The sequence below is a fragment of the Pseudazoarcus pumilus genome, assembly GCF_002872475.1.
Taxonomy (GTDB): domain Bacteria; phylum Pseudomonadota; class Gammaproteobacteria; order Burkholderiales; family Rhodocyclaceae; genus Pseudazoarcus; species Pseudazoarcus pumilus.
Genome location: NZ_CP025682.1, coordinates 226,366 through 253,188, shown reverse-complemented (window position 1 = coordinate 253,188; position 26,823 = coordinate 226,366). Strand labels below are relative to the sequence as shown.

The 26,823-nt window shown below is 65.5% G+C and carries 27 protein-coding genes; 17 read left to right on the top strand and 10 right to left on the bottom strand.

The features are described 5' to 3' along the window. Nucleotides 1-199 precede the first annotated feature (199 nt). From C0099_RS01250 to C0099_RS01235, 4 genes are all read left to right on the top strand, one after another. Nucleotides 200-481, top strand: coding sequence for a type II toxin-antitoxin system RelE/ParE family toxin (locus C0099_RS01250; RefSeq protein WP_102245754.1), 282 nt, complete (start codon nucleotides 200-202; stop codon nucleotides 479-481). 14 nt (nucleotides 482-495) lie between these two features. Next, nucleotides 496-810 carry a HigA family addiction module antitoxin gene (locus C0099_RS01245; protein WP_008174257.1) on the top strand — a complete coding sequence of 105 codons (315 nt, stop codon included), beginning with the start codon at nucleotides 496-498 and terminating at the stop codon, nucleotides 808-810. A 176-nt stretch (nucleotides 811-986) separates the two neighbouring features. Further along, a complete protein-coding gene (locus C0099_RS01240; protein WP_102245753.1) occupies nucleotides 987-1,739 on the top strand; it encodes a hypothetical protein in 753 nt (250 codons plus the stop codon). Between the two features lie 208 nt (nucleotides 1,740-1,947). Next, complete coding sequence (locus C0099_RS01235) at nucleotides 1,948-2,502, top strand: hypothetical protein (RefSeq protein WP_102245752.1); 555 nt, start codon at nucleotides 1,948-1,950, stop codon at nucleotides 2,500-2,502. A gap of 299 nt (nucleotides 2,503-2,801) precedes the next feature. On the opposite strand, the gene glmS is transcribed toward C0099_RS01235, so the two are convergent. Together glmS and glmU are read right to left on the bottom strand one after the other, a co-directional pair. Next, nucleotides 2,802-4,622 carry a glutamine--fructose-6-phosphate transaminase (isomerizing) gene (gene glmS / locus C0099_RS01230; RefSeq protein ID WP_102245751.1) on the bottom strand — a complete coding sequence of 607 codons (1,821 nt, stop codon included), beginning with the start codon at nucleotides 4,620-4,622 and terminating at the stop codon, nucleotides 2,802-2,804. A gap of 13 nt (nucleotides 4,623-4,635) precedes the next feature. Continuing rightward, entirely contained in the window at nucleotides 4,636-5,994 is a 1,359-nt protein-coding gene (glmU, locus tag C0099_RS01225; protein WP_102245750.1) for a bifunctional UDP-N-acetylglucosamine diphosphorylase/glucosamine-1-phosphate N-acetyltransferase GlmU, read from the bottom strand. Nucleotides 5,995-6,137: 143 nt separating this feature from the next. Between glmU and C0099_RS01220 the strand changes: the two genes are divergently transcribed. The 10 genes from C0099_RS01220 (at nucleotide 6,138) to C0099_RS01175 (ending at nucleotide 15,868) form a co-directional block, all read left to right on the top strand. Next, nucleotides 6,138-7,553, top strand: a complete 1,416-nt coding sequence (locus C0099_RS01220; protein ID WP_102245749.1) for a bifunctional enoyl-CoA hydratase/phosphate acetyltransferase — start codon at nucleotides 6,138-6,140, stop codon at nucleotides 7,551-7,553. Continuing rightward, complete coding sequence (locus C0099_RS01215) at nucleotides 7,550-8,728, top strand: acetate/propionate family kinase (protein ID WP_102245748.1); 1,179 nt, start codon at nucleotides 7,550-7,552, stop codon at nucleotides 8,726-8,728. The genes C0099_RS01220 and C0099_RS01215 overlap by 4 nt, the downstream gene beginning before the upstream one ends. A 137-nt stretch (nucleotides 8,729-8,865) precedes the next feature. Continuing rightward, a complete protein-coding gene (locus C0099_RS01210) occupies nucleotides 8,866-9,903 on the top strand; it encodes a type I glyceraldehyde-3-phosphate dehydrogenase (RefSeq protein ID WP_102245747.1) in 1,038 nt (345 codons plus the stop codon). Between the two features lie 58 nt (nucleotides 9,904-9,961). Further along, nucleotides 9,962-10,837: a glutathione-dependent disulfide-bond oxidoreductase gene (gene yghU / locus C0099_RS01205; RefSeq protein ID WP_102245746.1), complete on the top strand. Its 876-nt coding sequence runs from the start codon at nucleotides 9,962-9,964 to the stop codon at nucleotides 10,835-10,837. A 79-nt stretch (nucleotides 10,838-10,916) separates the two neighbouring features. Continuing rightward, nucleotides 10,917-13,070, top strand: a complete 2,154-nt coding sequence (locus tag C0099_RS01200) for a hypothetical protein (protein ID WP_102245745.1) — start codon at nucleotides 10,917-10,919, stop codon at nucleotides 13,068-13,070. A gap of 191 nt (nucleotides 13,071-13,261) precedes the next feature. Further along, on the top strand, nucleotides 13,262-14,113 hold the full coding sequence (locus C0099_RS01195) for a DNA ligase (RefSeq protein ID WP_102245744.1): 852 nt from the start codon (nucleotides 13,262-13,264) through the stop codon (nucleotides 14,111-14,113). A gap of 111 nt (nucleotides 14,114-14,224) precedes the next feature. Continuing rightward, nucleotides 14,225-14,461: an antitoxin MazE family protein gene (locus C0099_RS01190; RefSeq protein ID WP_102245743.1), complete on the top strand. Its 237-nt coding sequence runs from the start codon at nucleotides 14,225-14,227 to the stop codon at nucleotides 14,459-14,461. Next, nucleotides 14,458-15,150, top strand: coding sequence for a DUF6904 family protein (locus C0099_RS01185; protein WP_408634107.1), 693 nt, complete (start codon nucleotides 14,458-14,460; stop codon nucleotides 15,148-15,150). The genes C0099_RS01190 and C0099_RS01185 overlap by 4 nt, the downstream gene beginning before the upstream one ends. Nucleotides 15,151-15,258: 108 nt before the next feature. Further along, nucleotides 15,259-15,570, top strand: coding sequence for a type II toxin-antitoxin system RelE/ParE family toxin (locus tag C0099_RS01180; RefSeq protein WP_102245741.1), 312 nt, complete (start codon nucleotides 15,259-15,261; stop codon nucleotides 15,568-15,570). Beyond that, on the top strand, nucleotides 15,554-15,868 hold the full coding sequence (locus tag C0099_RS01175) for a helix-turn-helix domain-containing protein (RefSeq protein WP_102245740.1): 315 nt from the start codon (nucleotides 15,554-15,556) through the stop codon (nucleotides 15,866-15,868). The genes C0099_RS01180 and C0099_RS01175 overlap by 17 nt, the downstream gene beginning before the upstream one ends. Nucleotides 15,869-15,893: 25 nt before the next feature. Here C0099_RS01175 and urtE read toward each other — a convergent pair whose 3' ends face one another. The 5 genes from urtE to urtA form a co-directional block, all read right to left on the bottom strand. Further along, nucleotides 15,894-16,589 carry an urea ABC transporter ATP-binding subunit UrtE gene (gene urtE, locus C0099_RS01170; RefSeq protein ID WP_102245739.1) on the bottom strand — a complete coding sequence of 232 codons (696 nt, stop codon included), beginning with the start codon at nucleotides 16,587-16,589 and terminating at the stop codon, nucleotides 15,894-15,896. 2 nt (nucleotides 16,590-16,591) lie between these two features. Next, entirely contained in the window at nucleotides 16,592-17,431 is an 840-nt protein-coding gene (gene urtD, locus C0099_RS01165) for an urea ABC transporter ATP-binding protein UrtD (RefSeq protein WP_102245738.1), read from the bottom strand. A 1-nt stretch (nucleotide 17,432) separates the two neighbouring features. Next, nucleotides 17,433-18,641: an urea ABC transporter permease subunit UrtC gene (gene urtC / locus C0099_RS01160; protein ID WP_102245737.1), complete on the bottom strand. Its 1,209-nt coding sequence runs from the start codon at nucleotides 18,639-18,641 to the stop codon at nucleotides 17,433-17,435. Nucleotides 18,642-18,796: 155 nt separating this feature from the next. Continuing rightward, on the bottom strand, nucleotides 18,797-20,416 hold the full coding sequence (gene urtB, locus C0099_RS01155) for an urea ABC transporter permease subunit UrtB (RefSeq protein ID WP_102245736.1): 1,620 nt from the start codon (nucleotides 20,414-20,416) through the stop codon (nucleotides 18,797-18,799). A 78-nt stretch (nucleotides 20,417-20,494) separates the two neighbouring features. Next, a complete protein-coding gene (urtA, locus tag C0099_RS01150; RefSeq protein ID WP_102245735.1) occupies nucleotides 20,495-21,748 on the bottom strand; it encodes an urea ABC transporter substrate-binding protein in 1,254 nt (417 codons plus the stop codon). Nucleotides 21,749-21,933: 185 nt separating this feature from the next. Here urtA and C0099_RS01145 point away from each other — a divergent pair, with 185 nt between their 5' ends. Together C0099_RS01145 and C0099_RS01140 are read left to right on the top strand one after the other, a co-directional pair. Then, on the top strand, nucleotides 21,934-22,188 hold the full coding sequence (locus C0099_RS01145) for an antitoxin (protein WP_102245734.1): 255 nt from the start codon (nucleotides 21,934-21,936) through the stop codon (nucleotides 22,186-22,188). Beyond that, on the top strand, nucleotides 22,185-22,592 hold the full coding sequence (locus tag C0099_RS01140; protein ID WP_102245733.1) for a type II toxin-antitoxin system VapC family toxin: 408 nt from the start codon (nucleotides 22,185-22,187) through the stop codon (nucleotides 22,590-22,592). The genes C0099_RS01145 and C0099_RS01140 overlap by 4 nt, the downstream gene beginning before the upstream one ends. Before the next feature lies 1 nt (nucleotide 22,593). On the opposite strand, the gene C0099_RS01135 is transcribed toward C0099_RS01140, so the two are convergent. Then, the gene (locus tag C0099_RS01135; RefSeq protein WP_102245732.1) at nucleotides 22,594-24,477 is read right to left on the bottom strand and encodes an ABC transporter ATP-binding protein; all 1,884 of its coding nucleotides are present in this window, start codon (nucleotides 24,475-24,477) and stop codon (nucleotides 22,594-22,596) included. A gap of 177 nt (nucleotides 24,478-24,654) precedes the next feature. Here C0099_RS01135 and C0099_RS01130 point away from each other — a divergent pair, with 177 nt between their 5' ends. Next, a complete protein-coding gene (locus C0099_RS01130) occupies nucleotides 24,655-25,620 on the top strand; it encodes a UDP-glucuronic acid decarboxylase family protein (protein WP_102245731.1) in 966 nt (321 codons plus the stop codon). 16 nt (nucleotides 25,621-25,636) lie between these two features. Here the strand turns inward: C0099_RS01130 and C0099_RS01125 are convergent, their stop codons facing one another. After that, nucleotides 25,637-26,065 carry a DUF3293 domain-containing protein gene (locus tag C0099_RS01125; RefSeq protein ID WP_164084849.1) on the bottom strand — a complete coding sequence of 143 codons (429 nt, stop codon included), beginning with the start codon at nucleotides 26,063-26,065 and terminating at the stop codon, nucleotides 25,637-25,639. 8 nt (nucleotides 26,066-26,073) lie between these two features. Next, nucleotides 26,074-26,787 carry a M15 family metallopeptidase gene (locus C0099_RS01120; protein ID WP_102245729.1) on the bottom strand — a complete coding sequence of 238 codons (714 nt, stop codon included), beginning with the start codon at nucleotides 26,785-26,787 and terminating at the stop codon, nucleotides 26,074-26,076. Between the last annotated feature and the right edge of the window lie 36 nt (nucleotides 26,788-26,823).

The following is a 26,823-nucleotide window of genomic DNA, read 5'->3' as shown; positions in this document are numbered from 1 at the left end:
CCCCGGCAAGTGGGTCAATTCTGGATGGCCGTCAACACCTCGGGCATCCAAGCAGCAAGCGCGTTACGCCGTGGGTCGATGTTTGATGTTATGGAGCAGCAACGATGTTACGCAGCAGGGCAGTCGCCCTAAAACAAAGTTATGCAGTCATTCCTTCGTCTCGTTGACAAGTGTCACGTGACGCAATACACTTTGTTTCATGATCAAATCCTTCGCTGACAAACGAACCCAAGAACTCTACGCCAAGGGCAAGTCAAAGAAATTTCCTGCGGATGTTGCACCGAGAGCCGCTAGAAAACTTGAATACGTGGATCTGGCCGTACAGCTTGAGGATTTGAAAGTGCCGCCCGGCAATCGCCTTCACCCACTGTCGGGAAACAGGCAGGGGCAGCACGCAATTTCAATCAATGATCAGTGGCGTATCTGTTTTCGTTTTGAAGATGGCGATGCGTATGAAGTCGAAGTGTGTGACTACCACTGAGTGAGGTGATGACCATGGCTATTCTTAATACTGCTGGCATGCAGCGCAAACCGACTCATCCTGGCGAAATGCTGAGGGAAGACTTTCTTCCGGACTATGGTCTGACGGTTTCGGGGTTGGCCGAATCTTTGGGTGTCTCTCGTCAGTCAGTGAATGAACTATTGCGGGAACGCCGTGCTGTCAGCCCTGAAATGGCGCTCAGGCTTGCGCGTTTGTTTGGTAACTCGCCAGAATTCTGGCTGAACGCACAGCGGTCTGTTGATCTTTGGACTGCTGCGCAGTCGGTCAAGGAAGAAGTGGATCGAATCAAGCCGCTACATGCTGCATAACCAAGCCGTGCACCGGATGCCAAAACCTCCGCTTCGCTCTGGTTTTGTCACCGGTGACGGCAAGCGTTAGGGTGTGGTTGTTCTGGTGTCCAGCGGATACAGTAAGAGTGGATTACAGCTACTGATGTAATACAATATGTATAGACTACCCCTTTGTCATAAGGAGGAAATGCAGCATGGATATCATCACTGGACTTATTAACGGCTCAGCCCAAAGCGCATTACAATCAGATACCTCCGTTGTTAATTCCAAGGATAGAACGAATTCAGAGAATACAAGCAGCTCCGGCTCTCGGGTCAGCAATACTACTAATTCAGCCCTGCAGATTAGCGCCCGTGGTCACTCTATAAGCCTATTGATGCAAGGCGCGAACGAGTTTTTACGCCAAGAACTTGGGCCCAGTTACCTTCCCTTAGCAAGAGGCCAAGCGTTGCTTGATCAAGCCGTTAGCATGGTAACAGCCAATACCGAAATTGATATAGATGGACAAGCGTTGAGAAATACCTTGCAGCAAGAACACAATATTCGTGAAACGATACCAAGACCTAACCCTTCATCTGATAGTGGAAATGTCTTTGATTTTTTATCGGGAAGCGACAGAGAAGCGTTGGAAGCTGCGTATGATTATGCTGTAGAGAACAACCTCGACGCTGATGATGTGGAACTGGCAGCCGGGTTACTTGCCAGTGACCGACGACGCCAAGCCGCTATTGCTTCAGGTACAATCTATTTAGTGCATGAGCCAAGTGAGAATGCAGGCAAGTTTATTCCCCAATCATCAGCTAACTTACCCAATACAGATATTAGCAATCCGCGCCAGTCACTGATTGATCGAGTGACATCCGGCGACCTATTCAGTAAAAATCCGTTTCTCAACCAGGCGTTATTCATCGAAGCGGCGTTTCGCACCCTGCAATTAAAGAATTAAAGGGGCTGGTTGAAATTATTTTCTGGGTGAGTGTTTAGCAAGCAAAGATTTAACGGGTCGCCATTGTAAAATTTTGGAGCAAATCGGCGGTATCGGGTGGTAGCGCAATCAAGCCCTAACCAGTCGCTCAAGTATGTTCCGGGCCTGCCGGCCCTCCACCGGACGTGCTTGCGCACGCCGCTTAGCTTGGCGTTAGGCCACACACCCCATGCTTGGACTGATTGTGCTTCTGCTAGCGATCTCGATTCCTCTTGGCATCGTCTTTCTCACCGTCAAGGCGACTGAGGTGGAACGCAACCTTTTCGACCACCATCCCGTCAGTCGGCGTTTCTGCGCGTTTGTGTTCGCAGTGGCCGCCTTGCTGGCTGTGCTGTGGGTGTTCCGAGGCACCGGGCCTGAATACTCTCCTGCTATTGGCCTCTTCTTGGGTATCCCCGCAGCCGTGATTGCTGCGTTAATCGCAGCGGCCAGTCATCGTTTTCTGGTCGGCCGCTCCAAAGTCGTTGCAAGCATTACGGGCGTTACCATCACAATTCTTACGGCTCTCAGCACATCTACGCTGTTCGCTGTCTTCTTCGCTCCTGGTCCGCTCAACTCCTATTTCGCGGCTTTTGGGCTCGTCATAGTTTTGTCGCCAGGCGGCATTCTTGCGCTGCTCGTTGGCGGCCTCGCCGGCTTGCTACTCAGTCATCTTTCCAACCGTAAGCGGCCTAACACGCCGCTCAACCCGGACGCGCCGACAAGCGGCGCGCCGGTTAGCTAGCACGTTGAACGACTGCTTTCCCAAAAGCTCTACGGCTGCTCTGGGTCGAAAGCGGTCGGCCGAGAGCACTGCCCTAAACGTCCGCTTCGGCCGAACCAACCGACAATCAGCGAATTCCGACCGACTTCAAGCAACGTCCGTTGTGCAAGAAGGGGCTTCAAGACTTGAAAACATGCTTCCAACAAAATTGCGTTCGGCTATATGCTGGGCGTTTTCGACTTTAATGCCATGTTTTCGACTTTATTGCCACGTTTTCGACTTTAATGGCAAGGAACACCATCCGCAGTAGGAGGACGGCGCTATTCCACTGTGACCGATTTCGCCAGGTTCCTCGGTTTGTCCACATCCGTGCCCTTCACCAGCGCGGCGTGATACGACAGCAGTTGCAGCGGGATCACGTGCAGCACGGGCGAGAGCATGCCGTAGTGCTCGGGCATGTGCAGGATGTGCACGCCGTCGGTCTCAGGGATTTCGCTGCCGGCGTCGGCGAAGACGTAGAGCTCGCCGCCGCGTGCGCGCACTTCCTGCAGGTTGGATTTGAGCTTTTCGAGCAGTTCGTCGGCGGGAGCGACGGCGATCACCGGCATGTCCTCGTCGACGAGCGCCAGCGGGCCGTGCTTGAGTTCACCGGCGGCGTAGGCCTCGGCGTGGATGTAGGAGATTTCCTTGAGCTTGAGCGCGCCTTCCATGGCGATGGGCCAGTGGCGGCCGCGGCCCAGGAACAGGGCGTGGTGCTTCATCGCGAAGCGTTGTGCCCACTGCTCGATCTGGGGTTCGAGTTCGAGCACCTTCTGCACGGCCACGGGCAGGTGGCGCAGGCCGGCCAGGTGGCGCGCCTCGACGTCCTCTGCGATATGACCCGACATGCGCGCGAGGGTGAGCGTGAGCACCGCCAGCGCGGCCAGTTGCGTCGTGAAGGCCTTGGTGGAGGCCACGCCGATCTCGGGGCCGGCACGCGTGATGAAGCGCAGGGCGGCCTCGCGCACGATCGCGGACTCGGGCACGTTGCAGATGGCGAGCGTGCGCGTCATGCCGAGAAGCGTGGCGTGCTTGAGCGCCGCGAGCGTATCGGCCGTCTCGCCCGATTGCGAGATGGCGATGACCAGCGTGGCCGGGTCGGGAACCGAGCTGCGGTAGCGGTATTCGCTGGCGATCTCGACGGTGCAGGGAATCCCGGCGATGGATTCGAGCCAGTAGCGCGCGACCAGGCCGGAGTGATAGCTGGTACCACAGGCCAGGATCAGCACCTGACGCACGCCACCGAGCACCGCCGGCCCGTCGGCGCCGAACAGTTGCGGAATGGGCAAGCCGCCACCGCCGATGATCTCCAGCGTGTTGGCCAGGGCCTGCGGCTGCTCGAAGATCTCCTTCTGCATGTAGTGGCGGTAGATGCCCAGTTCGACGGCGTCGGCCGACAGGCTGGATACATGCGTTGCGCGCTCGACCGGCTGGCCCGCACTGTCGGTGATGCGCACGTCCTCGCGCGTCAGTTCGGCGATGTCGCCGTCTTCCAGATACACGATGTTGCGTGTGACCTGCAGCAATGCGGCGGTGTCGGAAGCGGCGTAGACGCCGTGCTCGCCGATGCCCAGCAGCAGCGGCGAGCCGCGCCGGGCGACGACGGCACATTCGGGTTCGGTCTCGTGCAGCACGCCGATGGCGTAGGCGCCGGTCAGCTCGGCGGTGGCCAGACGAACGGCCTCGAACAGGCTGCCGGCTTCGCGCAGCTTGCTTTGGATCAGGTGGGCGATGGCCTCGGTGTCGGTCTCGGATTCGAACACGTAACCGGCGGCCGACAGGCGCGCACGGATGGATTCGAAGTTTTCGATGATGCCGTTATGCACCACCGCCAGTCCGCCCGAGACATGCGGGTGGGCATTGCGCTCGGAAGGCGCTCCGTGCGTGGCCCAGCGGGTGTGGGCAATTCCGACCGGGGCGTGCACTTCGGCGGCCGCCTCGGCCAGTTCGGCGACGCGGCCGGTGGAGCGCACGCGGCGCAGGCCGCCGTTGAGCACGGCCAGCCCGGCGGAATCGTAGCCGCGGTATTCGAGCTTGCGCAGGCCTTCGATGAGGACGGGAACCACGTCTTGCGACGCGACGGCGGTGACGATGCCGCACATGGCAGCCTCCGGATCAGGGGGTTTTCTTCTTGGGGCGCTTCCAGCGCACGCTGGTCTGCTTGACGCGCGAGATCGTGAGCTGCTCTTCGGGCGCGTCGCGGGTAAGCGTAGTGCCGGCGCCGATGGTGGCGCCGCGGCCGATGCGCACCGGGGCGACGAGTTGCACATCGGAGCCGACGAAGGCCTCGTCCTCGATGATGGTTCGGTGCTTGTTGGCACCGTCGTAATTGCAGGTAATCACGCCGGCGCCGATGTTCACGCCCGCACCGACGTCGGCGTCGCCGACATAGGCCAGGTGGTTGGCCTTGCTGCCCGCGCCGACCTGGCTGTTCTTGACCTCGACGAAGTTGCCCAGATGCACGCCGTCGGCCAGAACGGTGCCGGGGCGGGTGCGCGCGTACGGGCCGATGATGCAATTGGCACCCATGGTCGTGGACTCGACATGCGAGAACGGCGCGATGCGCGTGCCGGCACCGATCACCGCATCGCGCAGCACGCAGTGCGCGCCGACTTTCACGTCGTCGCCCAGTACCACGCGACCTTCGAACACACAATCGATGTCGATCTCGACGTCCTGCCCGCACTCGAGCGTGCCGCGCACGTCGATGCGCGCCGGATCGGCAAGCGTCACGCCCCCGTCCAGCAAGACGTCGGCCGCATTGCGCTGCACGATGCGCTCCAGCGCGGCAAGCTGACGGCGGTCATTCACGCCCAGCGTCTCCCACGCATCCGTCGGCTGGGCGGTGACGACCTCGACACCATCGGCCACGGCCAGCGCGACGATGTCGGTCAGGTAGTATTCGCCCTGGGTATTGTCGTTGCCCACGCGTGCCAGCCACTGGCGCAGGCGCGCAGCGGGCGCGGCGAGGATGCCGGTGTTGATTTCGTGGATTTCGCGCTCGACGGCGGTCGCGTCGCGATGCTCGACGATGCGCTGCACGCGTCCGGCCGCGTCGCGCACGATGCGCCCATAGCCGGCGGGGTCATCGAGCGTCACGGTGAGCATCGCCAGACGCTCGGCCCCGGCGGCGTCGACGAGCGCGGCCAGCGTCTCGCGCCGGGTCAGCGGCACATCGCCATAGAGCACGAGCACGATCGTGTTGTCGGACAGTTCCGGCAACGCTTGCTGCACGGCATGGCCGGTGCCCAGTTGCGGGTGCTGCTCGACCCAGCGCAGGTCGGGCGAAGCGAGCGATTCACGCACCGCGTCGGCATCGTGGCCGATGACGCAGCAGATGCGCGCGGCATCGAGCGCACGGGCGGTGTCGAGCACATGCGCGAGCAAGGGTCGGGCGGCCAGCGGTTGCAGGACCTTGGGCCGGCGTGACCGCATGCGCGTGCCCTTGCCGGCGGCGAGAATCACGACTTCCATGGACGCTCCGGACCGCTTGGGGATGGCGGCGATTCTAGCATGTGCCCCCTCGGGACCTGGCAGCGGTGCCGCTTGATGCATCGCAACAAAGGATGTCGCGCTACGGTCTAGAATGCTCCGGTACGCCATGCGAGCGAGACCCCATGCATAACCCCGCCCCGAAGTTCATCGAGAACCGCCCGTTCGACGAGATCCAGGTCGGCGACCGCGCCGAACTGGTGCGCACCCTGCGCCCGGCCGACATCCATCTGTTCGCGGTAATGTCCGGCGACGTCAATCCGACCCACGTCGATGCCGAATACGCGCGCTCCGGCCAGTTCCGCGAGATCGTCGGCCACAGCATGTGGGGCAGTTCGCTGATCTCGGCCGTGCTGGGCACGGAGTTCCCCGGCCCGGGCACGGTGTATGTCTCTCAGAACCTGAATTTCCTGCGGCCGGTGGCGATCGGCGACACGCTGACGATCACGGTCACCTGCCGCGAGAAATTCGCCCACAACCGCCACATCTTGCTCGAGTGCGCGGCGCGCAATCAGGACGGCAACCCGGTCATCGAGGGCACGGCGGAAGTCGTCGCCCCCGCCGAGAAGATCCGCCGCCCGCGCGTCGACCTGCCCGAGATCACGGTGTCCGATCGCGAGCTGCGCTACCGCCATCTGCTCTCGGCCACCGAAGGCCTGCCGCCGGTGACGATGGCCGTGGCCCACCCGTGCGACAGGGAATCGCTCGGCGGCGCGGTGATGGCCGCGCGTGCAGGCATCATCGCGCCGGTGCTGGTGGGGCCGGAATGGCGCATCCGCGCGATCGCCGAGGAAAACGACTTCGACATCGAAGGCTTTCCGATCGTCGACGTCGAACACAGCCACGCCGCCGCCGACAAGGCCGTCGAACTGTGCCGCGAGGGGCGCACCGCGGCGATGATGAAGGGGTCGCTGCACACCGACGAACTGCTCGCCGCAATCGTCGACAAGGCCACGGGTCTGCGCACCGGGCGACGCATCAGCCATGTTTTCGTCGCCGACGTGCCGACCTATCCGCATCCGCTGATGATCACCGACGCAGCGGTCAATATCGAGCCCACGCTCGAGGAGAAGGCCGACATCGTGCGCAACGCCATCGATCTGGCCCACGCCATGGGTCTGCCTCAGCCGCGCGTGGCCATCCTCTCGGCGGTGGAAACGGTCACGCCCAAGCTCAAGTCCACGATCGACGCCGCCTGCCTGTGCAAGATGGCCGACCGCGGCCAGATCACCGGCGGCCTGCTGGACGGCCCGCTGGCCTTCGACAACGCCGTTTCGCTGGTCGCGGCCAAGAACAAGGGCATCGTCTCGGCCGTGGCCGGCAACGCCGACATCCTCGTGGTGCCCGACATCGAATCCGGCAACATGGTCGCCAAGCAACTCGAATATCTGGCCAACGCGCTGCTCACCGGCATCCTGCTGGGCGCGCGCGTACCCATCGTGCTGACGAGTCGTGCCGATGACGCGCAGACCCGCACCGCCTCGTGCGCGATCGCGCAGTTGCTGGCGCACCGCAAGCAAGAGGCCGCAACACGCTCATGAAGGCACTGCTCGTCCTCAACGCCGGTTCCAGCAGTCTCAAGTTCGGCGTGTTCGCCGCCGACCGGGCGGACGCGCCGGCGCTGCTGTCGGGCCAGATCGACGCCATCGGCGTCAAGCCGCGCCTGCGTGCAAGCAAGGGCGACGAGCGCTTCGACGAGGCCCTGCCGACCCCGGAAAACGCGGAGCACGCACACGAGGATGCGCTGACCTGGCTGCTCGACTGGCTGCGCGAGCATCTGGCGGCACTGGAACTGGTCGCCGCCGGCCATCGTGTCGTGCATGGCGGCACGCACTTCTCGGCGCCGGTGCGCATCGACGAGACGGTGCTGGAAGAACTGGAAGCGCTGGTCCCGCTCGCGCCGCTGCACCAGCCGCACAACCTGCGCGGCATCCGCGCACTGGCCGCGCAGTTGCCCGAGTTGCCGCAGGTGGCCTGCTTCGACACTGCCTTCCACCACACCCAGGACACGCGCGCCGCGACCTTCGCGCTGCCGCGCGCGCTCACCGAAGAGGGGGTGCGCCGTTACGGCTTTCATGGCCTGTCCTACGAGTACGTTGCGGCGCAGCTGCCGGCACTGCTCGATGAGCGCGCCGACGGCCGCGTGGTGGTCGCACACCTGGGCGCGGGCGCCTCGCTGTGCGCGGTGCGTGGACGCGAGAGCGTGGCCACGACGATGGGCTTTACCGCCCTCGACGGCCTGATGATGGCCACCCGTCCGGGCAGCCTCGACCCCGGCGTGCTGCTCTATCTGATGGAGCACAAGCGCATGGACGCCGCCGCGATCACCCGGCTGCTCTACCACGAGTCCGGCCTGGCAGGCGTGTCGGGCATCTCGCCCGACATGCGCGTGCTGCTCGACTCCGACGCCCGCGCCGCGGCCGAGGCGGTGGAACTGTACTGCTACCGCGTGGCGCGCGAGACCGGCTCGCTGATGGCCGCGCTGGGCGGGCTGGACGCGATCGTGTTCACCGCCGGCGTGGGCGAGCATTCCGCGCCGGTGCGCGAACGCGTGTGCGAACTGCTGACATGGACCGGCCTGCGGCTGGACGCGGCACGCAACGTCACCCACGGTCCGCGCATCGAGGCCGACGACAGCGCGGTGGCGGTGGGCGTGGTGCCCACCGACGAGGAATCGGTGATCGCCCGCGCGACGCGTGAACTGCTGCAGTCGTAGGGCGAATTAGCACAGCGTAATCCGCCGGATGGCCGATCCATACCGCGCAATGCACTTCGATTCGCGACATACGACATTCCGCGACACCGAAGCCCACCCGTTACAATCACGCCTTGCACTGCACAAACGAGCCCGCCGTGACGCATTCCGCCCCGTTCCGAATCGCCATCAACGGCTACGGCCGCATCGGCCGCTGCTTTCTGCGCGCGCTGGTCGAAGCCGACATGGCCGACCATCTGCAAGTGGTCGCGATCAACGAGCCGGCCGACTTTCGCGGCATCGTCTATCTGACCCGCTTCGACTCCACGCACGGACGCTTTCCCGGCAAGGTCGAGGCCGGCGACGGGCGGTTGCTCATCGATGGGCGCGAAATCGCGGTCACTCACGCCTCGACCCCGGAAGAGGTGGACTGGCGCGCCGAAGGGGTGGATCTGGTCGTCGAATGCTCCGGCCAGTACGGCAGCCGCCCTGAACTCATGCGCTTCATCGACGCAGGCTGCTCACGCGTGCTGGTATCGCACCCGGCCAACAGCGCCGAGGATGTCGACGCCACCATCGTCTACGGGTGCAATGAAGACGTACTCGGCGGCGGCGAGCGCATCGTTTCGAACGCCTCGTGCACCACCAACGCGGTGGTGCCGGTGCTTGACGTGCTGTTGCGCGAGGTCGGCATCGAGCAGGTGCTGCTGACCACGCTGCACGCGGCGATGAACGACCAGCCACTGATCGACGGCTACCACCACGCCGACCTGCGGCGCACGCGCTCGGCGATGCAGTCCATCATTCCGGTGTCGACGGGGCTGGCGCGCGGCGTCGAGCGCCTGCTGCCGGCACTTGGCGGGCGCGTGCAGGCCAAGGCCATTCGCGTGCCCACGCACAACGTCTCGGCCATCGACCTGGTGGTCGAGCTGTCGCGCGAGGTCACCGTGGCCGAGGTCAACGCGCTGCTGCGTGCCGCGGCCGAAGGCCCGCAGGCCGGGCGCATCGAGTACTCGGAAGAGCCGCACGCATCAATCGACTTCAACCACGACGGCCACTCGGCCATCGTCGACGGCAGCCAGACGCGCGTGATGGGCGGGCGCATGGTCAATCTGCTGGTGTGGTTCGACAACGAATGGGGCTTCGCCAACCGCATGGTGGACGTGGCGCGGCACTGGCTGCAACGCACGCGCTGAGGAACGCGCGCCGCGATCGAACGTCGAAGCACAGGCCATTTCACATACGGAAGCCTTCATGAGCGACAACACCTTCACCCCGCCGAAAGTCTGGAAATGGGAAGCGCCCAGCGGCGGCGCCTTCGCCCACATCAACCGCCCGGTCGCCGGCGCCACGCATGAGCAGGACCTGCCGGTGGGCCGTCACCCGCTGCAGCTCTATTCGCTGGCCACGCCCAACGGCGTCAAGGTCGCGGTGATGCTCGAGGAACTGCTCGCGCGCGGTCATGCCGGCGCCGAATACGACGCACATCTGATCCGCATCACCAAGGGCGAGCAGTTCGGCAGCGGCTTCGTCGAACTCAACCCCAACTCCAAGATTCCGGTGCTGCTCGACCGCAGCATGGACCCGCCGCTGCGCGTGTTCGAATCGGGCGCGATCCTGCTGTATCTGGCGGACAAGTTCGGCGAATTCGTGCCGAAAGACGTGCACGGGCGCACCGAGTGCCTGTCCTGGCTGTTCTGGCAGATGGGCAGTGCACCGATCCTCGGCGGCGGCTTCGGGCATTTCTACGCCTATGCGCCGAAAAAGTACGAGTACCCGATCAACCGCTACACCATGGAGGTCAAGCGCCAGCTCGACGTGCTCGATCGCCGACTGGCCGAGGCTGAATACGTCGCCGGCGCGGACTACACCATCGCCGACATGGCGATCTGGCCATGGTATGGCGCACTGGTGCGCAACGAAGTCTACGGTGCGGCCGAGTTCCTCGACGCGGCCAGCTACACCAACGTTCAGCGCTGGGCCGAAATCATTGCCCGGCGCCCGGCCGTGGGCCGCGGGCAGATAGTCAATCGCACCTGGGGCCCGCCGGAAAAGCAGTTGCCCGAGCGCCACGACGCGAGTGACTTCGAGCTGCGCACCGGCGACAAGCTCGAAGGCGAAGCGGGCTGAAGCCGGCCCTGCGAACGCTCCCGGACGCCCGCGCTTCGCGCTACACTCGCGCCCATCGTGCCCCGCGCAGGAGAGCGCCATGAGCGACACCCCGGAAGCATCCACCCCTCATCGCTGGCGCTTCTTCCGGGTCGGCGGTTTCGACCAGGTGCGCATCGACCGCGCCGACGACCTGCGCAATCTGGCCACGCTGGACCAGAAGCTGTGGTCGGTGCTGGCCTGCCCCACGTCCGATCTCGAGTTCGACTGCCGCACGCTGGCGCTGATCGACACCGACGGTGACGGCCAGATCCGCCAGCCCGAGATCGTCGCCGCGACCGAATGGGTGTGCCGCGTGCTCAGGACGCCGGAGGTCCTGTTCGACAGCGGCGATGCCGTGCCGCTGGCCGCACTGAACGAGGCCGACGAAGAGGGCGCGACGCTGCTCGCCGCCGCGCGCGAGGTGCTCGCCGTGCTCGGCAGACCCGAAGCGGATGCGATCGCGTTCGACGACGTGGCCGACAAGACGCGCCTGTTCTCGGCCGACCATCCCAACGGCGACGGCATCGTGCCCGCCGCGCTCGCCGGCGACGAACGCCTGGCCGCCGCGATCGCGCTGATCGTCGAGACCCTGGGCGGCGAAGCCGACCTGTCCGGCGAGCCGGGCATCACCGAAGGCACGCTCACGGCCTTCTTCGAACAGGCGCAACAGGTGTCCGACTGGCATCGCGCGGCCGAGGACAAGGCCGACGACGTTCGCCCGCTGGGCGAGGACACCGCCGCCGCTGCCGAGGTCTTCGACGCGGTGCGCGCCAAGGTGGACGACTATTTCACGCGCTGCCGCCTGGCCGCCTTCGACGCGCGCGCGGGCGCTGCGCTCAACCCGGCCGAGGCCTTCTACGGCGGCCTCGGCGCGCAGACGCTCGATGCCGGGCACACGGACATCGCCGCCCTGCCGCTGGCGCTGGCCGGTGCCGACAAACCGCTGCCGCTGGCCGGCGAGCTCAACCCGGCCTGGGCCGCGCGCATCGCGCAATTGCACGACGCCGTCGTCACACCGCTGCTGGGCAAGCGCGAAACGCTGTCCGAGGCTGACTGGAAGGATCTGGCCGCGCGCTTCGCCGCCTACCGCGGCTGGCTCGGCGCCAAACCGGATTCGGCGCTCGCCACCCTGGATGTGACCCGCCTGCGCGAACTGCTCGAAGACGACACCCGGGCACGCCTGATGGAACGCATCGAGGCCGACCGCGCCGCCCACGGCGCCGCCGGCCCCATCGACGCGCTCGAGCGCCTGACCCGCTACCGGCGCGATCTGGTGACGCTGTTGCGCAACTTCGTCAGCCTCACGAATTTCTACGCCCGCCAGGACAAGGCCATCTTCCAGGCCGGCACGCTGTATCTGGACGAGCGCAGTTGCGAACTGGTGCTGCGCGTGCCCGACATGGCCAAACACGCCAAGCTCGCGCCGCTGTCGGGCGCCTATCTGGTGTATTGCACCTGCTCGCGCAAAGGCGAAAAGCCCTTCACCATCGTCGCCGCGATGACCGGCGGCGATGCCGACGAGATGATGGTGCCGGGCCGCAACGGCCTGTTCTACGACCGCGCCGGGCTCGACTGGAGTGCGACCGTCGTCAAGGTGGTCGAGGCGCCGATCAGCGTGCGTCAGGCCTTCTTCTCGCCCTACAAGCGCGTCGCGCGCCTGATCGGCGCGCAGATGGAGAAGTTCGCCGCCTCGCGCGACAAGGCCGTGGAATCGAAAGCCCAGGCCGGCATCGCCGACTCCGCCGCCAAGGCCGAAGCCGGCACCCCCGCTGCACCGGCCTCGCAGGCCTTCGACATCGCCAAGTTCGCCGGCATCTTCGCCGCCATCGGCCTGGCCATCGGCGCCATCGGCACCGCACTGGCGGCCATCGTCTCCGGCCTGCTGTCGCTGCCGGCCTGGAAGATCCCGCTGGTGTTCGTGGGTGTCGTGCTGCTGATCTCCGGCCCGTCCATGCTGCTCGCCTGGCTCAAACTGCGCCGCCGCAACCTCGGCCCCCTGCTCGACGCCAACGGCTGGGCCGTCAACGCCCGCGCCCGCATCAACATCCCCTTCGGCGGCTCGCTCACCGGCACCCCCGAACTCCCCGACGGCGCCTCCCGCAGCCTCGACGACCCCTACGCGGAAAAGGGCGGCGCGTGGAAGTGGTGGCTGCTCGCCGCCATCGTCGTGGTCGTGCTCGCGGAGCTGTGGCGCAACGGCGTACTGGGCTGAGTTGCCTCAGGTGCGCGCCAGCGGCGCTTACCTGAGCTACGTCGAACCAGCCAACCGCCGTAGCGCAGGCAAGCAGCGCACCTACGGCATCGCTAGAAACTCACGCCCGCACCCGCTGCAACAACGCAGAATTATCCCAAATGGATTAAGCTGCATGCCGGAATCCTGCTCCCACGGGAGGGCCCTCCGGCATGAAACCCCGACGTCTGTTGCGCGCGGCCGTGCTCGTCTGGCTTGCCATCACGACCGCAACCGCCCTGGCGGACGCCAGCCTCCAGCCGATGCTCGCCGGGCGCTATCACGACGGCATCGACCCTTCTCACTACTGGGTCAGCGAAAAGTACGACGGCGTACGCGCCCGCTGGGACGGCCACGCGCTCACGTTGCGCGGCGGGGGCACCATTGCCGCGCCCGACTGGTTCACCGCCGCCCTGCCGCCTGAAGAAACGCTGGACGGCGAACTGTGGCTGGGCCGGCGGACCTTCGATCGCCTCTCCGGCCTGGTGCGTCGCCACGCACCTGAAGACCCCGCCTGGCGCGACGTGCGCTACATGGTCTTCGACCTGCCCGGCACCCCCGGCACCTTCACCACCCGCGTCGGACGCATGCGCCAGATCGCCGCCACCGCCAACGTCCCGTGGCTGCAAGCCGCCCCGCAACGCCGCGTCGCCAACCGCGACGAGTTGCAGCAATGGTTCGATGAAGTCGTAATCGCTGGCGGCGAAGGCCTGATGCTCCACCACGCCGAAGCCCACTGGACCCCCGGCCGCAACTCCGCCCTGCTCAAACGCACCCCCCAGCTCGACGACGAAGCCCGGGTCATCGCCCACCTGCCCGGCAAAGGGCGCCTGCAAGGCATGACCGGCTCCCTGCTCGTCGAAACCCCCGACGGCCGCCGCTTCCGCCTCGGCAGCGGCCTCACCGACGCCCAGCGCCGCGACCCGCCAGCGGTGGGGCGTCTGGTGACCTATCGCTATCGGGAACTCACACCAAACGGAATGCCGCGGTTTCCGGTGTTTCTGCGGGTGCGGGACTTGCCGTGAGTCCTCCAAGAACGGGACCGTTCAATAATCTTGAACGTTCACGTGACGTGAACAACGATCTCGTAGGGCAGGTAAGCGCAGCGCACCTGCCGCAAACTTCCGGAGAAATGCATGGCAGACGTCAACACACACCCTCGCAAACACCGCAACGCGCTGCGCAGGGCTGGTCTGCGCCCGGTGCTGCTTTGGGTGCCGGACCTGCACCATCCCGACTTCGCCGAAGAATGCCGTCGCCAGTCGCGCCTTGCCGCACAGGCAGACATGGCTGATACCGATCTGCAACGGTTTATGGATGAAGCCTTATCCGACATTGAAGGCTGGCGCGCCATAGCACCAGCCCTCAAATGACACTGACGCCTTTGCTGCACCTCTTGAATCGCCACCGGAGTCCTTGGATGCTACATGCCACGCCAACAAAGAAGGGTGCTGGCCTCACCCTGTTCGGACACATGGACGACCTCGAAGACCTCCACGAGACGATCCATTTTCTGTGCAGAGAATCCGGAGGCGGGCCGGATGTGCACAAGCACGCACTATCCGTTGCATACGAGATCCGCAAGGCCTTCGAAGGGCAACGAGAGGTTCTGGAATCCGAGTCGGGGACGCAGCTTGGAACCCGATTCGTATGGCCCCACATCGTTTTCTACACCTCCTACTTTCGACAACTGGCGGCATACCGCCCGACGAACAAGGCGCATCAATCCAACCTCACCCGACTCGAGTACTGCGTCGAGTCAGCCCTCGTGGAGTACGACCCGAGGGTGGGCGCGGAGGTGGTGTCGAGCTATCCGTTGATCGGGGCGACAAATCCGCACTTCCTCGACGGTTATGTGGCGGATGTCACCTATTCCTACCTGTACGGCGGCGGCTCCGGGAAAGTGAGGTTTCGGCGCCTGCCAGCCCTGATCCGGTCAATGGCCCAATGGTCGCCCGAGTATCGCGAATACGCCGCAATGCTCGAACGTGAGGCGAAGAAGCATGGTTGCACCCCACGCCAGTTGCGTGATTCGCGCGAATGGCCGGAGATCGAGTGGTAAGCACCACGAGGCGCCTGCAGCCGCGAGGATGGATCGCATCGGTCACGCATCCGCCGGTGAAGCGCTTCGGCCCTGGATTGCCATACGCCTTAGGCGTACAATCCGCTCATGCTGACAGTCGTCGAGACGCCTCTCTTCCAACGCCAGTGGCCGGCATACTGGACTGAAGAGGAGCGAGGCGCCTTCGCCGCCTATATCGCGGAGCACCCAAGCGCCGGGGATGTCGTGCCGGAATCCGGCGGTATCCGGAAGGTGCGCTGGAGCCGCGCCGGATCTGGCAAGTCAGGCGGCGTGCGCGTGATCTATTTCACCCGTACGGCTCAGGGCGAGATCGTATTGCTCACCCTCTACGCGAAGGCCAGAACCGACAACATCAGTGGCGCAAAGCTGAAGGAGATCCGCCGTGCCCTCGAAGAATAAACCCCTGACCGACAAGGAACTGGCTGCTTACGAAGCCGAGCGCGATCTGGCTGCCGATCTGCTACAGGCGGTCAAGGAGATGAAGGCTGGCCAACTGCAGGTTGTCACTTCTCCGGTCATCGAGGCGCGCAAAAAGACCGGGCTGTCGCAGTCTCAGTTCGCGGCGCTGCTGGGGGTTTCGGTGCGCACCCTGCAGGGCTGGGAGCAGGGCCGCAAGCAGCCCAGTGGTGCGGCCCGGACCCTGCTTGCGATTGCCAGCACCAACCCGCAGGCGGTGCTTGCGGTAGCTGGAAAGTAGCAGACGCGGATTGCGTCGCTGTGCGCTAAACCGCCAACTCCTCCCTCACCCCGTCCGCATCCATATCCTCCCCCGCCCCGCGCATGACGATCTCGCCGCGCTCCATGAGCAGGTAGTGGTCTGACAGGTCGCGGGCGAAGTCGTAGTACTGCTCGACCAGCAGGATGGCCATTTCGCCGGACTCGGCGAGGGTGCGGATGGCGTTGCCGATGTCCTTGATGATGGAGGGCTGGATGCCTTCGGTGGGCTCATCCAGGATGAGCAGCTTGGGGCCGAAGGCCAGGGCGCGGCCGATGGCGAGTTGTTGTTGCTGGCCGCCGGACAGATCCCCGCCGCGGCGGTGCATCATCTGCTTGAGCACCGGGAACATGTCGAAGACACGCTCGGGAATCTTCGCGCTGCCGGGGCAGGTGGCGAGACCCATGAGCAGGTTCTCTTCGACCGTGAGGCGCGGGAAGATTTCGCGGCCTTGCGGCACGTAGCCGATGCCGGCCGCGACGCGCTTGTAGGACGGCGCCTTGGTGATGTCGGCGCCGTTGAGGGTGATGGTGCCCTGTGCGGAGGGGACCAGGCCCATCAGCGTCTTGAGCAGTGTGGTCTTGCCGACACCGTTGCGGCCCAGCAGGGTGGTGACTTTGCCAACAGGCACTTCGAAAGACAGGCCGCGCAGGATGTGGCTGCCGCCGCCGTAGTACTGGTGGAGGTTTTCGACTTTAAGCATGTTCAGCGGCCCAAATAGACTTCAATCACGCGTTCATCCGCCTGCACGTCCTTGAGCGGGCCGTCGGCGAGCACCGAGCCTTCGTGCAGCACGGTGACCTTGCCGCCCAGCGCTTCGACGAAGCTCATGTCGTGCTCGACGACGACCAGCGAGTGCTCGCCGGCGAGGCTGACGAAGAGTTCGGCGGTGCGTTCGGTCTCATCGTCCGTCATGCCGGCGACCGGCTCGTCGAGCAGCAGCAGGCGCGGCTCCTGCATCAGCAGCATGCCGATTTCCAGCCACTGCTTCTGGCCGTGCGACAAGAGACCTGCGACGCGGTCGGCGGCGTCCGTCAGGCGGATACGCTTGAGGGTGTCACTGATGCGGTCGCGCTGCTCGTCGGACAGGCGGGCGAACAGGGCGCGGCGCACGCGCTTGTCGGCCTTCATCGCCAGTTCCAGGTTTTCGAACACGGTGAGCTGCTCGAACACGGTGGGCTTCTGGAACTTGCGGCCGATGCCCATGTGCGCGATCTCGGGCTCGGTCATGCGGGTGAGGTCGATGGTCTGGCCGAAGTAGGCCTTGCCGGAATCCGGGCGCGTCTTGCCGGTGATGACGTCCATCATCGTGGTCTTGCCGGCGCCGTTGGGGCCGATGATGCAGCGCAGCTCGCCGGCGTCGACCGTCAGCGACAACTCGTTCAATGCGCGGAAGCCGTCGAAGGAGACGGTGATGCCGTCCAGGTAGAGGATGACCTTGTGCGACAGGTCGAGCTCGCCGTGGCGAACGGTGTGGCGCTCGGGCCCGCCACGGTGTCCGGGCGCATCGCCGGGCTCGCGCAGGAAGGGGGTGTTCACGTCCATGTCAGGCTCCCCGCGCGAGCGGGTCGCGCGTCTGGGTGGATTCATCGGCGGCGTCGGCCGCGGGCGTCGTCGGCGTGTCGTCGGCGGGCTTTTCGTCGGCCGGTTGGGCGCGGCGGCGCGAGAACAGCTTGCGCACCAGCCCGACGATGCCCTGCGGCATGAACAGCGTCACCGCGATGAACAGGAAGCCGAGCATGAAGGGCCAGTATTCGGGCACGGTCACCGTGAACCAGGTCTTGGCCAGATTCACCACACCCGCGCCGACCACGGCACCGATCAACGAGCCGCGCCCGCCCACGGCCACCCACACCGCGATCTCGATGGAGTTGGCGGGGCTCATCTCGGACGGGTTGATGATGCCCACCTGCGGCACGTACAGGGCACCGGCCAGGCCGCACAGCACGGCGGACAGCGTCCAGATGAAGAGCTTGTAGTGCAGCGGGTTGTAGCCGATGAACATGACGCGGCTCTCGGCATCGCGGATCGCCGCCAGCACACGGCCGAAGCGCGAGGTGACCAGATAGCGCCCGAGCAGCAGGCAGAAGATGAGCAGCAGCGCCGAGAGCGCGAACAGCGTCACGCGCATCTCGGGCGAGGTGATGGAGTGGCCCAGGATGCGCTTGAAGTCGGTGAAGCCGTTGTTGCCGCCGAAGCCCGTCTCGTTGCGGAAGAACAGCAGCATCGCGGCGTAGGTGAGCGCCTGGGTGATGATCGAGAAATACACGCCCTTGATGCGCGAGCGGAACGCGAACCAGCCGAAGATGAAGGCCACCACGCCGGGCACGGCCATGGCCAGGAAGACCGTCCACAGGAAGGAATCGGAGCCTGCCCAGTACCAGGGCAGCTCCTCCCACGCGAGGAAGACCATGAAGTCCGGCAGGTCCGAGCCGTAGCTGCCGTCGCGCCCGATCTGGCGCATCAGATACATGCCGAAGGCGTAGCCGCCGAGCGCGAAGAACATGCCGTGGCCAAGCGACAGAATGCCGGCGTAGCCCCAGATCAGGTCCATCGCCACGGCGACGATCATGTAGCACAGGATCTTGCCCAGCAGGCTGACCCAGTAGCCGGACAGGTGCAGCGCGTGCTCGGCCGGCAGCACGAGGTGCGCGACCGGCACCCACACGAAGGCGGCCAGCGCGAACAGTGCGAGCGCGATGCGGGCCGAGGCCGGCAGGTTGCTGAAGAGACGGACCGTGAATGGGGTACGCATCAGGATTCCTTTTTTCTTACAGGCACGGTCTCGACTCGTGAAGCCGCCGTCGTGAGCGGCGCGAGGTCGGCCCGAGAAGCGCAGCCGTACACCGGTACGGTGAGCATCGCAGGGGCGAGATCGCGTCGCGCAACAGGCGGATTCATGAGTCGCCCTTATTGATCTGCGAAACGACCCTTGAGGGCGAAGATGCCCTGCGGTCTTTTCTGGATGAACATGATGATGAAGACCAGCACGAGGATCTTGGCGACCACCGCGCCCGTCCAGCCTTCGAGGAACTTGGTGAAGATGCCCAGACCGAAGGCGGCCGACACCGCGCCGGCAAGCTGGCCGACGCCGCCGAGCACCACGACCATGAAGGAATCGACGATGTAGCCCTGCCCCATGGCCGGGCCGACGTTGGCGATCTGCGACAGCGCCAGCCCGCCCAGCCCGGCCACGCCGGCGCCGATGGCGAACGCCATGGTGTCGACGCGCGCGGTGGGCACGCCCACGCAGCCGGCCATCGGGCGGTTCTGCGTGACCGCACGCACGAACATGCCCAGCCGCGTGCGCTGCATCATCAGCCAGATCAGCAGCAGCACGAAGCCCGAGAAGCCGACGATGACGATGCGGTTCCACGGCAGCGACAGGCCGGCGAACAGTTCCACGCTGCCCGACATCCACGACGGGTTGGACAGCTCCAGGTTCTGCGGCCCGAAGGTCACGCGCGCGGCCTGGATCAGCACCAGCGACAGGCCCCAGGTGGCAAGCAGGGATTCAAGCGGCCGGCCGTACAGGTAGCGCAGCACCGTGCGCTCCATCACCACACCGACCGCGGCGGCGACGAAGAAGGCCACCGGCACGGCGGCCAGCACGTAGAAATCGAAGTATTCGGGAAACTGCGTGCGGAAGACGTTCTGCACCAGATAGGTGGCGTAGGCGCCGACCATCAGCAACTCGCCATGGGCCATGTTGATCACGCCCATCACGCCGAAGGTGATGGCCAGACCGAGCGCGGCGAGCAGCAGGATGGAACCCAGCGACACGCCGGAGAACACGATCGCGACGTTGGCCGCGAAGGCCACGCGGCGCTCGATGGCGGTGATGGAATCGGCCGCGGCCGCGCGTACGCTCGCGTCGGGATCGTTCCACGGCCCCGGCGCGCCGGCCTCGCCCGGCTGGCGCTCGACCAGCGGTGCGAGCAGCGTGAGCACGGCACGGTCGGACGATTCGCCCAGCGCTTCGGCGGCGGCACGACGGTCGGCCGGGTCGTCCGAGCCGAGCAGCACACGCGCCCGCGCGAGCACGACGAGTTCGCGCACGGAGGCGAGCGTTTCGTTTTCGATGACGCGATCGAACAGCGGCAGCAGACGCTCGGAGGCGTTGTCGACCAGCGTCTGCGCCGCGGCGAGCCGTTGCGCCTCGCTGCCGGTCTCCAGTTCCACGCCGGCTCTGGCGGTCGAGATGGCGCGACGCACGCGGTTGTTCACGCGCAGTTTCGACACGTCCGACGCAGCCGCTTCGAGGGGCTCTCCGCTGGCCATGTCGATCACCGTGTCACCACGTACGATCACGGGCCGCTCGTCGAGCGCGCCGAAGTCGCCGGCCTCGATGGCGTCGAGCACTTGGGCACCGGCCGGCCCGGCAATCGCCAGCGCCTCGATGGCGTCGATGCGCTCGCCGAAGCTCTTCGAGCCGAGGCCGGAGAGCACCTCCGGCGGCAGGGCGGCGTGCACGCTGCCGGCGGCAAACGCGATGAGCAGGACGAGAAGGCGCAACAGGCTGCGGAACATGATCGCTTACCTCTGGAAATCGGGAAGGGCCGGAAGCGGCCACGGCGGCTGCCGCGTCGCTTCCGGCCCCGGGCGGGCTTACTTGCCGAGCTTGGACTCGTTGCCCTCGATGTACGGGCTCCACGGCTGGGCGCGGATCGGGGAGTCCGTCTCCCACACGACGTCGAACTGGCCGTCGTCACGCACCTCGCCGATCAGCACCGGCTTGTGCAGGTGGTGGTTGGTCTCGTCCATCTTCAGCGTGAAGCCCGACGGGGCGTCGAAGGTCTGGCCGCCCATGGCCTCGATGACGGCATCGACATCGGTGGTGCCGGCCTTCTCCACGGCCTGCTTCCACATGTTGATGCCGACGTAGGTGGCCTCCATCGGGTCGTTGGTCACGACGGTGTCGGCGTTGGGCACGTTGTTGGCCTTGGCCCACGCGCGGTACTTGCTGACGAAGGCCTCGTTGGCGGGGTTGTCGACCGACATGAAGTAGTTCCACGCAGCCAGGTGGCCCAGCAGCGGCTTGGTGTCGACGCCGCGCAGTTCTTCCTCGCCGACCGAGAAGGCCACCACCGGCACGTCGGTGGCCGCCAGCCCGGCGTTGCCCAGCTCGCGGTAGAACGGCACGTTGGAGTCACCGTTGATGGTCGAGATCACCGCGGTCTTGCCACCGGCCGAGAACTTCTTGATGTTGGCGATGATGGTCTGGTAGTCGGAGTGCCCGAAGGGCGTGTACTCCTCCATGATGTCGGAGTCGGGAATGCCCTTGCTGTTGAGGAAGGCACGCAGGATCTTGTTGGTGGTGCGCGGATGGACGTAGTCCGTGCCCAGCAGCACGAAGCGGCGGGCAGCCCCGCCTTCCTCGCTCATCAGGTACTCGGTGGCCGGAATCGCCTGCTGGTTGGGCGCCGCACCGGTGTAGAAGACGTTCTTCTCGAGCTCTTCGCCCTCGTACTGCACCGGGTAGAACAGCAGACCGTTGAGCTCCTTGAACACCGGCAGCACCGACTTGCGGCTGACCGACGTCCAGCAGCCGAAGACCACGGAAACCTTGTCCTGGGTGATGAGCTGGCGCGCGCGCTCGGCGAACAGCGGCCAGTCGGAAGCCGGGTCGACGACCACCGGCTCGAGCTGCTTGCCCATCACGCCGCCGTTGGCGTTGATCTCCTCGATGGTCATCAGCGCGACGTTCTTGAGCGCGGTCTCGGAGATCGCCATCGTGCCGGAGAGCGAATGCAGGATGCCGACCTTGATGGTATCGGCGGCGGCCGCGCCGATGGGCACGCCGATGGCGGCGATCGAGGCGGAAAGTACGAGGGACTTGACGAAGTTGCGACGGTTTTGCATGAGGGGCTCCCTGAACGTGTTGGAGGAAATCGCATGAAGCAGTGCGAGTTCAGGGTAGGGCCGCGCTCATGCAGCGGGAATACGCAACATGGCGTATGCGGGACACGGGCACACAAAGCCGGCTTGGCACGAGCGCCCCGGGGAACGTATCATGCACACACACGTGTACTCACCAGGAGCGACCCATGAATGAACTAACGACACGGGTCTTCGCCAACGGCAACAGCCAGGCGGTACGCATCCCCGCGGAACTGCGGCTGGACACCGACCGCGTGCGCATTCATCGCAATGCCGACGGGGATCTCGTCATCCACCCGCTGCCGGCGCAGCGCGGCAAGGCCTTGCTCGCCGCACTGGAAGGCTTCGACGACGAATTCGTCGCCGCGCTGGAGGAGGATCGCGCTGCAGCGCAGCCGATGCAGGACCGCGAAACGCTGTGATCTACCTGCTCGACACCAACATCCTGATCTACCTGATCAGGAACCGGCCACCGCAGGTCGCCGAGCGGGTGGACGCACTGCCGGAGGGCGATGCGCTGGCGATGTCCTTCATCACCTATGCGGAACTGCTCAAGGGGGCCGAGCGCAGCACGCGCAAGCCGGAAGTGCTGGGCCGGCTGACCGCGCTCACGCGACAGGTGCCGGTGCTGTATCCGTCGAAACCCGACATCTGCCATCACTACGCCGCACAGTTCTCCCGCCTGAAGGCGGCGGGAACGCCGATCGGCGCCAACGACCTGTGGATCGCATGCCATGCACTGGCCGAAGGCGCGACGCTGGTCACGCACAACACGCGCGAGTTCGACCGCATCGAGGGGTTGAGGGTCGAAGACTGGGCGACGTGAGCTACACCGCAGCGGACTGCGGTTCGCGCGTCTGCGTGTCGTCGTCCTCGTCGTCATCGATCAGGAAGCCGCCGCTCTGGTGCGCCCACAGGCGGGCGTAGATGCCGCCGTGCTCGAGCAGGCTGCGATGGCCGCCCTCCTCGACGATGCGGCCGTGGTCGAGCACGATCAGCCGGTCCATCGCGGCGATGGTCGACAACCGGTGGGCGATGGCGACCACGGTCTTGCCTTCCATCAGGCGGTAGAGACTGCTCTGGATGGCGGCTTCCACCTCCGAGTCGAGCGCGCTGGTGGCCTCGTCCAGCAGCAGGATGGGGGCGTCCTTGAGCATCACGCGGGCAATGGCGATGCGCTGGCGCTGGCCGCCGGAGAGCTTCACGCCACGCTCGCCCACGTGGGCGTCGTAGCCGCAGCGCCCCTTGGGGTCGGTCAGACCGAGGATGAAGTCGTGCGCCTCGGCACGCCTCGCGGCGGCGATCATCTCCTCCTCACTCGCGTCGGGGCGGCCGTAGAGGATGTTGTCGCGCACCGAGCGGTGCAGCAACGAGGTGTCCTGCGTGACCATGCCGATGTGTTCGCGCAGCGAGATCTGCGCGACCTCGGCGATGTCCTGCCCGTCGATCAGGATGCGGCCGGATTCGACGTCGTGAAAGCGCAGCAGCAGGTTGACGATGGTGGACTTGCCCGCGCCCGAGCGCCCCACCAGACCGATCTTCTCGCCCGGGCGGATGGTCAGCGTCAGGTCGTCGATGACCTGGGGCGCATCCGGTCCGGCGCCGTAGGAAAAGCGTACGTGATCGAAGCGGATTTCGCCGTGCGGCACGGCCAGCGGCTTCGCGTCCGGGCGGTCGATCACGCGGCGCGGCAGCGACAGCGTGTTGATGCCGTCCTGTACCGTGCCGACCTGCTCGAACAGTTGCGCCATCTCCCACATGATCCAGTGCGACATGCCGTTGAGGCGCAGCGCCATGGCGGTTGCCGCCGCGAGCGCCCCGATGCCCACCTGACCCTGCGTCCACAGCCACAACGCCACGCCCGTGGTGCCCATGATGAGCAGCATGGCCAGCGCGTGGTTCACCATCTCGATGCCGGACACGAGGCGCATCTGCGCGTGCACGGTGGCCATGAATTCGCGCATCGCGCCGCGCGCGTAGGACGCCTCGCGCCCGGCGTGCGAGAACAGCTTGACCGTGGCGATGTTGGTGTAGGCATCGGTGATGCGCCCGGTCATCAGCGAGCGCGCGTCGGCCTGCGCGCGTGAGACCTTGCCCAGGCGCGGCACGAACGCCCACAGCGCGACCAGGTACAGCGAAACCCAGATCATGAAGGGCACGACCAGCCACAGGTCGAAGCCGCCGACGACGAAGATCATCGTGACGAAGTAGATCGTCACGAACACCAGAATGTCGGTCAGGATCAGCACCGTGTCGCGCACCGCGAGCGCGGTCTGCATGACCTTGGCCGAGACGCGCCCGGCGAACTCGTCCTGGTAGAAGCTCATGCTCTGGTCGAGCATCAGGCGGTGGAAATTCCAGCGCAGCCGCATCGGGAAGTTGCCCGCCAGCCCCTGATGCTTGATCGTCGTCTGCAGCGCGACCAGCACCATGCTCGCGACGATGATGCCCGCCAGCAACGCCAGCGTGCCGCCTTCCTCGGCCCACAGGTTCGCCGGCTCGACCGCCGACAGCCAGTCGACCACGCGCCCGAGCATCGCGAACAGCACCGCCTCGAACGCGCCGATCGACGCGGTGAGCAGCGTCAGCCCGAAGATGAACGGCCGCAGCCCCTGCGTCCCCGCCCAGATGAACGCGAAGAAGCCCTTGGGAGGCGGTTCCTGTGGAGTGTCGGGATAGGGATCGACGCGGCTTTCGAAATAGCGGAACAAGGGTTGCCTCTATGGAGCGGCAAAGCAATCGGGTATTTTGCCGCAGTGCGGGGTCTGGCCCAAATCGGCTTCGAACGCGCTGCCGCAACACGCAACAGACCCTGCCAAGCCGGTACAGTTCGACCAGCATCGACAACGGCAGTCTATCTGCCTGTCACGAACCGGGAGATCGCCCGCATGCATTCGCCGCATTCGCCCCGCCGCAACCTCGTCACGGGGGGCGCCGGCTTCATCGGCTCGCACCTGTGCGAACGCCTGCTCGACGCCGGCGAGGAAGTGCTGTGCGTAGACAACTTCTACACCGGCGCGCGACGCAACATCGCCCATCTGCTCGACCGTCCCGGCTTCGAGCTGCTGCGCCACGACATCACCTTCCCGCTGTATGTCGAGGTCGACGTGATCTGGAATCTCGCCTGCCCGGCCGCGCCGGTGCATTACCAGCGCGATCCGGTGCAGACCACCAAGACCAGCGTACTCGGCGCGATCAACATGCTGGGTCTGGCCAAGCGCCTCAAGGCGCCGATCCTGCAGGCCTCGACCAGCGAGGTCTATGGCGATCCGCAGGTCCATCCGCAGCGCGAGGACTACTGGGGCCACGCCAACCCGATCGGCCCGCGCAGTTGCTACGACGAGGGCAAACGCTGCGCCGAGACGCTGTTCTTCGACTACCGGCGCCAGCACGCGCTGCCCATCAAGGTGGCGCGCATCTTCAACACCTACGGCCCGCGCATGCATCCGGACGACGGCCGCGTGGTGTGCAATTTCATCGTGCAGGCGCTGCGTGGCGAGCCGATCACGCTCTACGGCGACGGCCTGCAGACGCGCTCGTTCTGCTACGTCGACGATCTGGTCGATGGCCTGATCGGCCTGATGGCCACGCCGGCCGAGGTCACCGGCCCGATCAACCTCGGCAACCCGGTCGAACTGAGCATGTTCGAGCTGGCGCGCATCATCGTCGACTTCACCGGCTCGGCATCGCAGCTTGCCTACGCCCCGCTGCCGCAGGACGACCCGCGCCAGCGCCAGCCGGACATCACGCTGGCACGCGCGGCGCTTGGCTGGGAGCCGAAAGTGGAATTGCGGGACGGCCTGCGGCGAACCATCGATTACTTCGACGCCCTGCTGGGCACCTCGACGAAATAGCGAAACTGAAACCTTGCTAGCGCAACAGCACCAGCCGCGGCACCGCATCCTCGCCGCACAGCACGAGCGCGTTCTGGCGATGGCGGCGACCCAGCGCCTCGATGATGGCGGGCGGGCAGCCGAGCGCGAGAAATCCCGGCTCGTCCGGCCAACGGCCGGCCGGATCGACGCCGCACGCCGGCAGCACCAGCGGCGCGAAGCGCTCCAGTTCCGCGCCCAGCGCGGCCGTGCGGGTTGCGTTGTCGGCCGCGCCAAGCATCTGGCCGTGCGGGTTGCAGGCAGTGAGAAAGGCCGCCGACTTCATGTTCTTGTCGACCATCAGGCCTGCCAGCGGCTCGCTCATTTGACCCATGCGCAGGACGATGGGCGGATCGGCCTCGATGCGGTACTCGGCCGCCTCGTAGGCCGCAATCATCTGCGGCGGGATCGCACTCCCATTCGCCACGACTGCCTTCACTTCACCGGGAAGTCGAAGAAGCGGTCCGGATACGGTTCGTCGCGCAAGGTGTAGTGCCACCATTCCTCGGGCAGATTGCTGAAACCGTGGCGGTCCATCAGCGCAGCGAACCACGCGCGGTTGTGGCGTACATGGGCGGGCATGTCCGGGTTTTCCGTGTGTGAGCGCGGATCGAACAGGTCAAAGGGCGAACCCATGTCGGCCTCCGCGCCGACCGTGATCGGCCCCTGCAACACCTGTGTTGCGCGCGCCGGGTCGGTCACCACCAGCGTCAGGTCCACCGTGCTGCCGCGGCTGTGGCCGGACTTCTCGGCGATGTAACCGCGCTCGAACAGTTCGTCCTTGGGTACGCGCGGGTAGTAGGCGGCCTTCATCTTCAGATCGGCGAGATCCCGCCCCCAGCGCACGAAGTCATCCACCGCCCGCTGCGGCCGGAAGCAGTCGAAGATCTTCAGCGTCAGACCATTGAGCATGGCCTCGCGCTGCACCCGCGCCAGCGCTTCGGCCGCCGGCTCGCTGAGAATGCAGGTGGCGCGCTCGTAGCCCGCGACCGGGCGCCCGATGAAGTTCTCCGAGCCGAGGTAGCGGATGTCGTAGCGCGCCTCGGGGATCGCTTCGGGAACGTCGACGAAGCCTTCGGGCAAAGCGGCAGCCAATCCTGGCGCTGCCGCCAGCCAAAGCATCAGGATCGAACGGAACGGAAGCGTCATGGTGAGTTCGGGCCGATTGAAACTCCCCGATTGTCC

Excerpts from the sequence above, each read along its gene's own strand:
- C0099_RS01145 (WP_102245734.1), top strand. The coding sequence starts at position 21,934 with ATGAATGAACTAACGACACGGGTCTTCGCCAACGGCAACAGCCAGGCG.
- C0099_RS01185 (WP_408634107.1), top strand. The coding sequence starts at position 14,458 with ATGACACTGACGCCTTTGCTGCACCTCTTGAATCGCCACCGGAGTCCT.
- yghU (WP_102245746.1), top strand. The coding sequence starts at position 9,962 with ATGAGCGACAACACCTTCACCCCGCCGAAAGTCTGGAAATGGGAAGCG.
- glmU (WP_102245750.1), bottom strand. The coding sequence starts at position 5,994 with ATGGAAGTCGTGATTCTCGCCGCCGGCAAGGGCACGCGCATGCGGTCA.
- C0099_RS01235 (WP_102245752.1), top strand. The coding sequence starts at position 1,948 with ATGCTTGGACTGATTGTGCTTCTGCTAGCGATCTCGATTCCTCTTGGC.
- glmS (WP_102245751.1), bottom strand. The coding sequence starts at position 4,622 with ATGTGCGGCATCGTCACCGCCGTCGCGTCGCAAGACGTGGTTCCCGTC.
- C0099_RS01250 (WP_102245754.1), top strand. The coding sequence starts at position 200 with ATGATCAAATCCTTCGCTGACAAACGAACCCAAGAACTCTACGCCAAG.
- C0099_RS01190 (WP_102245743.1), top strand. The coding sequence starts at position 14,225 with ATGGCAGACGTCAACACACACCCTCGCAAACACCGCAACGCGCTGCGC.
- C0099_RS01120 (WP_102245729.1), bottom strand. The coding sequence starts at position 26,787 with ATGACGCTTCCGTTCCGTTCGATCCTGATGCTTTGGCTGGCGGCAGCG.
- urtE (WP_102245739.1), bottom strand. The coding sequence starts at position 16,589 with ATGCTTAAAGTCGAAAACCTCCACCAGTACTACGGCGGCGGCAGCCAC.
- C0099_RS01215 (WP_102245748.1), top strand. The coding sequence starts at position 7,550 with ATGAAGGCACTGCTCGTCCTCAACGCCGGTTCCAGCAGTCTCAAGTTC.
- urtC (WP_102245737.1), bottom strand. The coding sequence starts at position 18,641 with ATGCGTACCCCATTCACGGTCCGTCTCTTCAGCAACCTGCCGGCCTCG.
- C0099_RS01180 (WP_102245741.1), top strand. The coding sequence starts at position 15,259 with ATGCTGACAGTCGTCGAGACGCCTCTCTTCCAACGCCAGTGGCCGGCA.
- urtA (WP_102245735.1), bottom strand. The coding sequence starts at position 21,748 with ATGCAAAACCGTCGCAACTTCGTCAAGTCCCTCGTACTTTCCGCCTCG.
- C0099_RS01245 (WP_008174257.1), top strand. The coding sequence starts at position 496 with ATGGCTATTCTTAATACTGCTGGCATGCAGCGCAAACCGACTCATCCT.
- urtB (WP_102245736.1), bottom strand. The coding sequence starts at position 20,416 with ATGTTCCGCAGCCTGTTGCGCCTTCTCGTCCTGCTCATCGCGTTTGCC.
- C0099_RS01240 (WP_102245753.1), top strand. The coding sequence starts at position 987 with ATGGATATCATCACTGGACTTATTAACGGCTCAGCCCAAAGCGCATTA.
- C0099_RS01195 (WP_102245744.1), top strand. The coding sequence starts at position 13,262 with ATGAAACCCCGACGTCTGTTGCGCGCGGCCGTGCTCGTCTGGCTTGCC.
- urtD (WP_102245738.1), bottom strand. The coding sequence starts at position 17,431 with ATGGACGTGAACACCCCCTTCCTGCGCGAGCCCGGCGATGCGCCCGGA.
- C0099_RS01200 (WP_102245745.1), top strand. The coding sequence starts at position 10,917 with ATGAGCGACACCCCGGAAGCATCCACCCCTCATCGCTGGCGCTTCTTC.
- C0099_RS01130 (WP_102245731.1), top strand. The coding sequence starts at position 24,655 with ATGCATTCGCCGCATTCGCCCCGCCGCAACCTCGTCACGGGGGGCGCC.
- C0099_RS01220 (WP_102245749.1), top strand. The coding sequence starts at position 6,138 with ATGCATAACCCCGCCCCGAAGTTCATCGAGAACCGCCCGTTCGACGAG.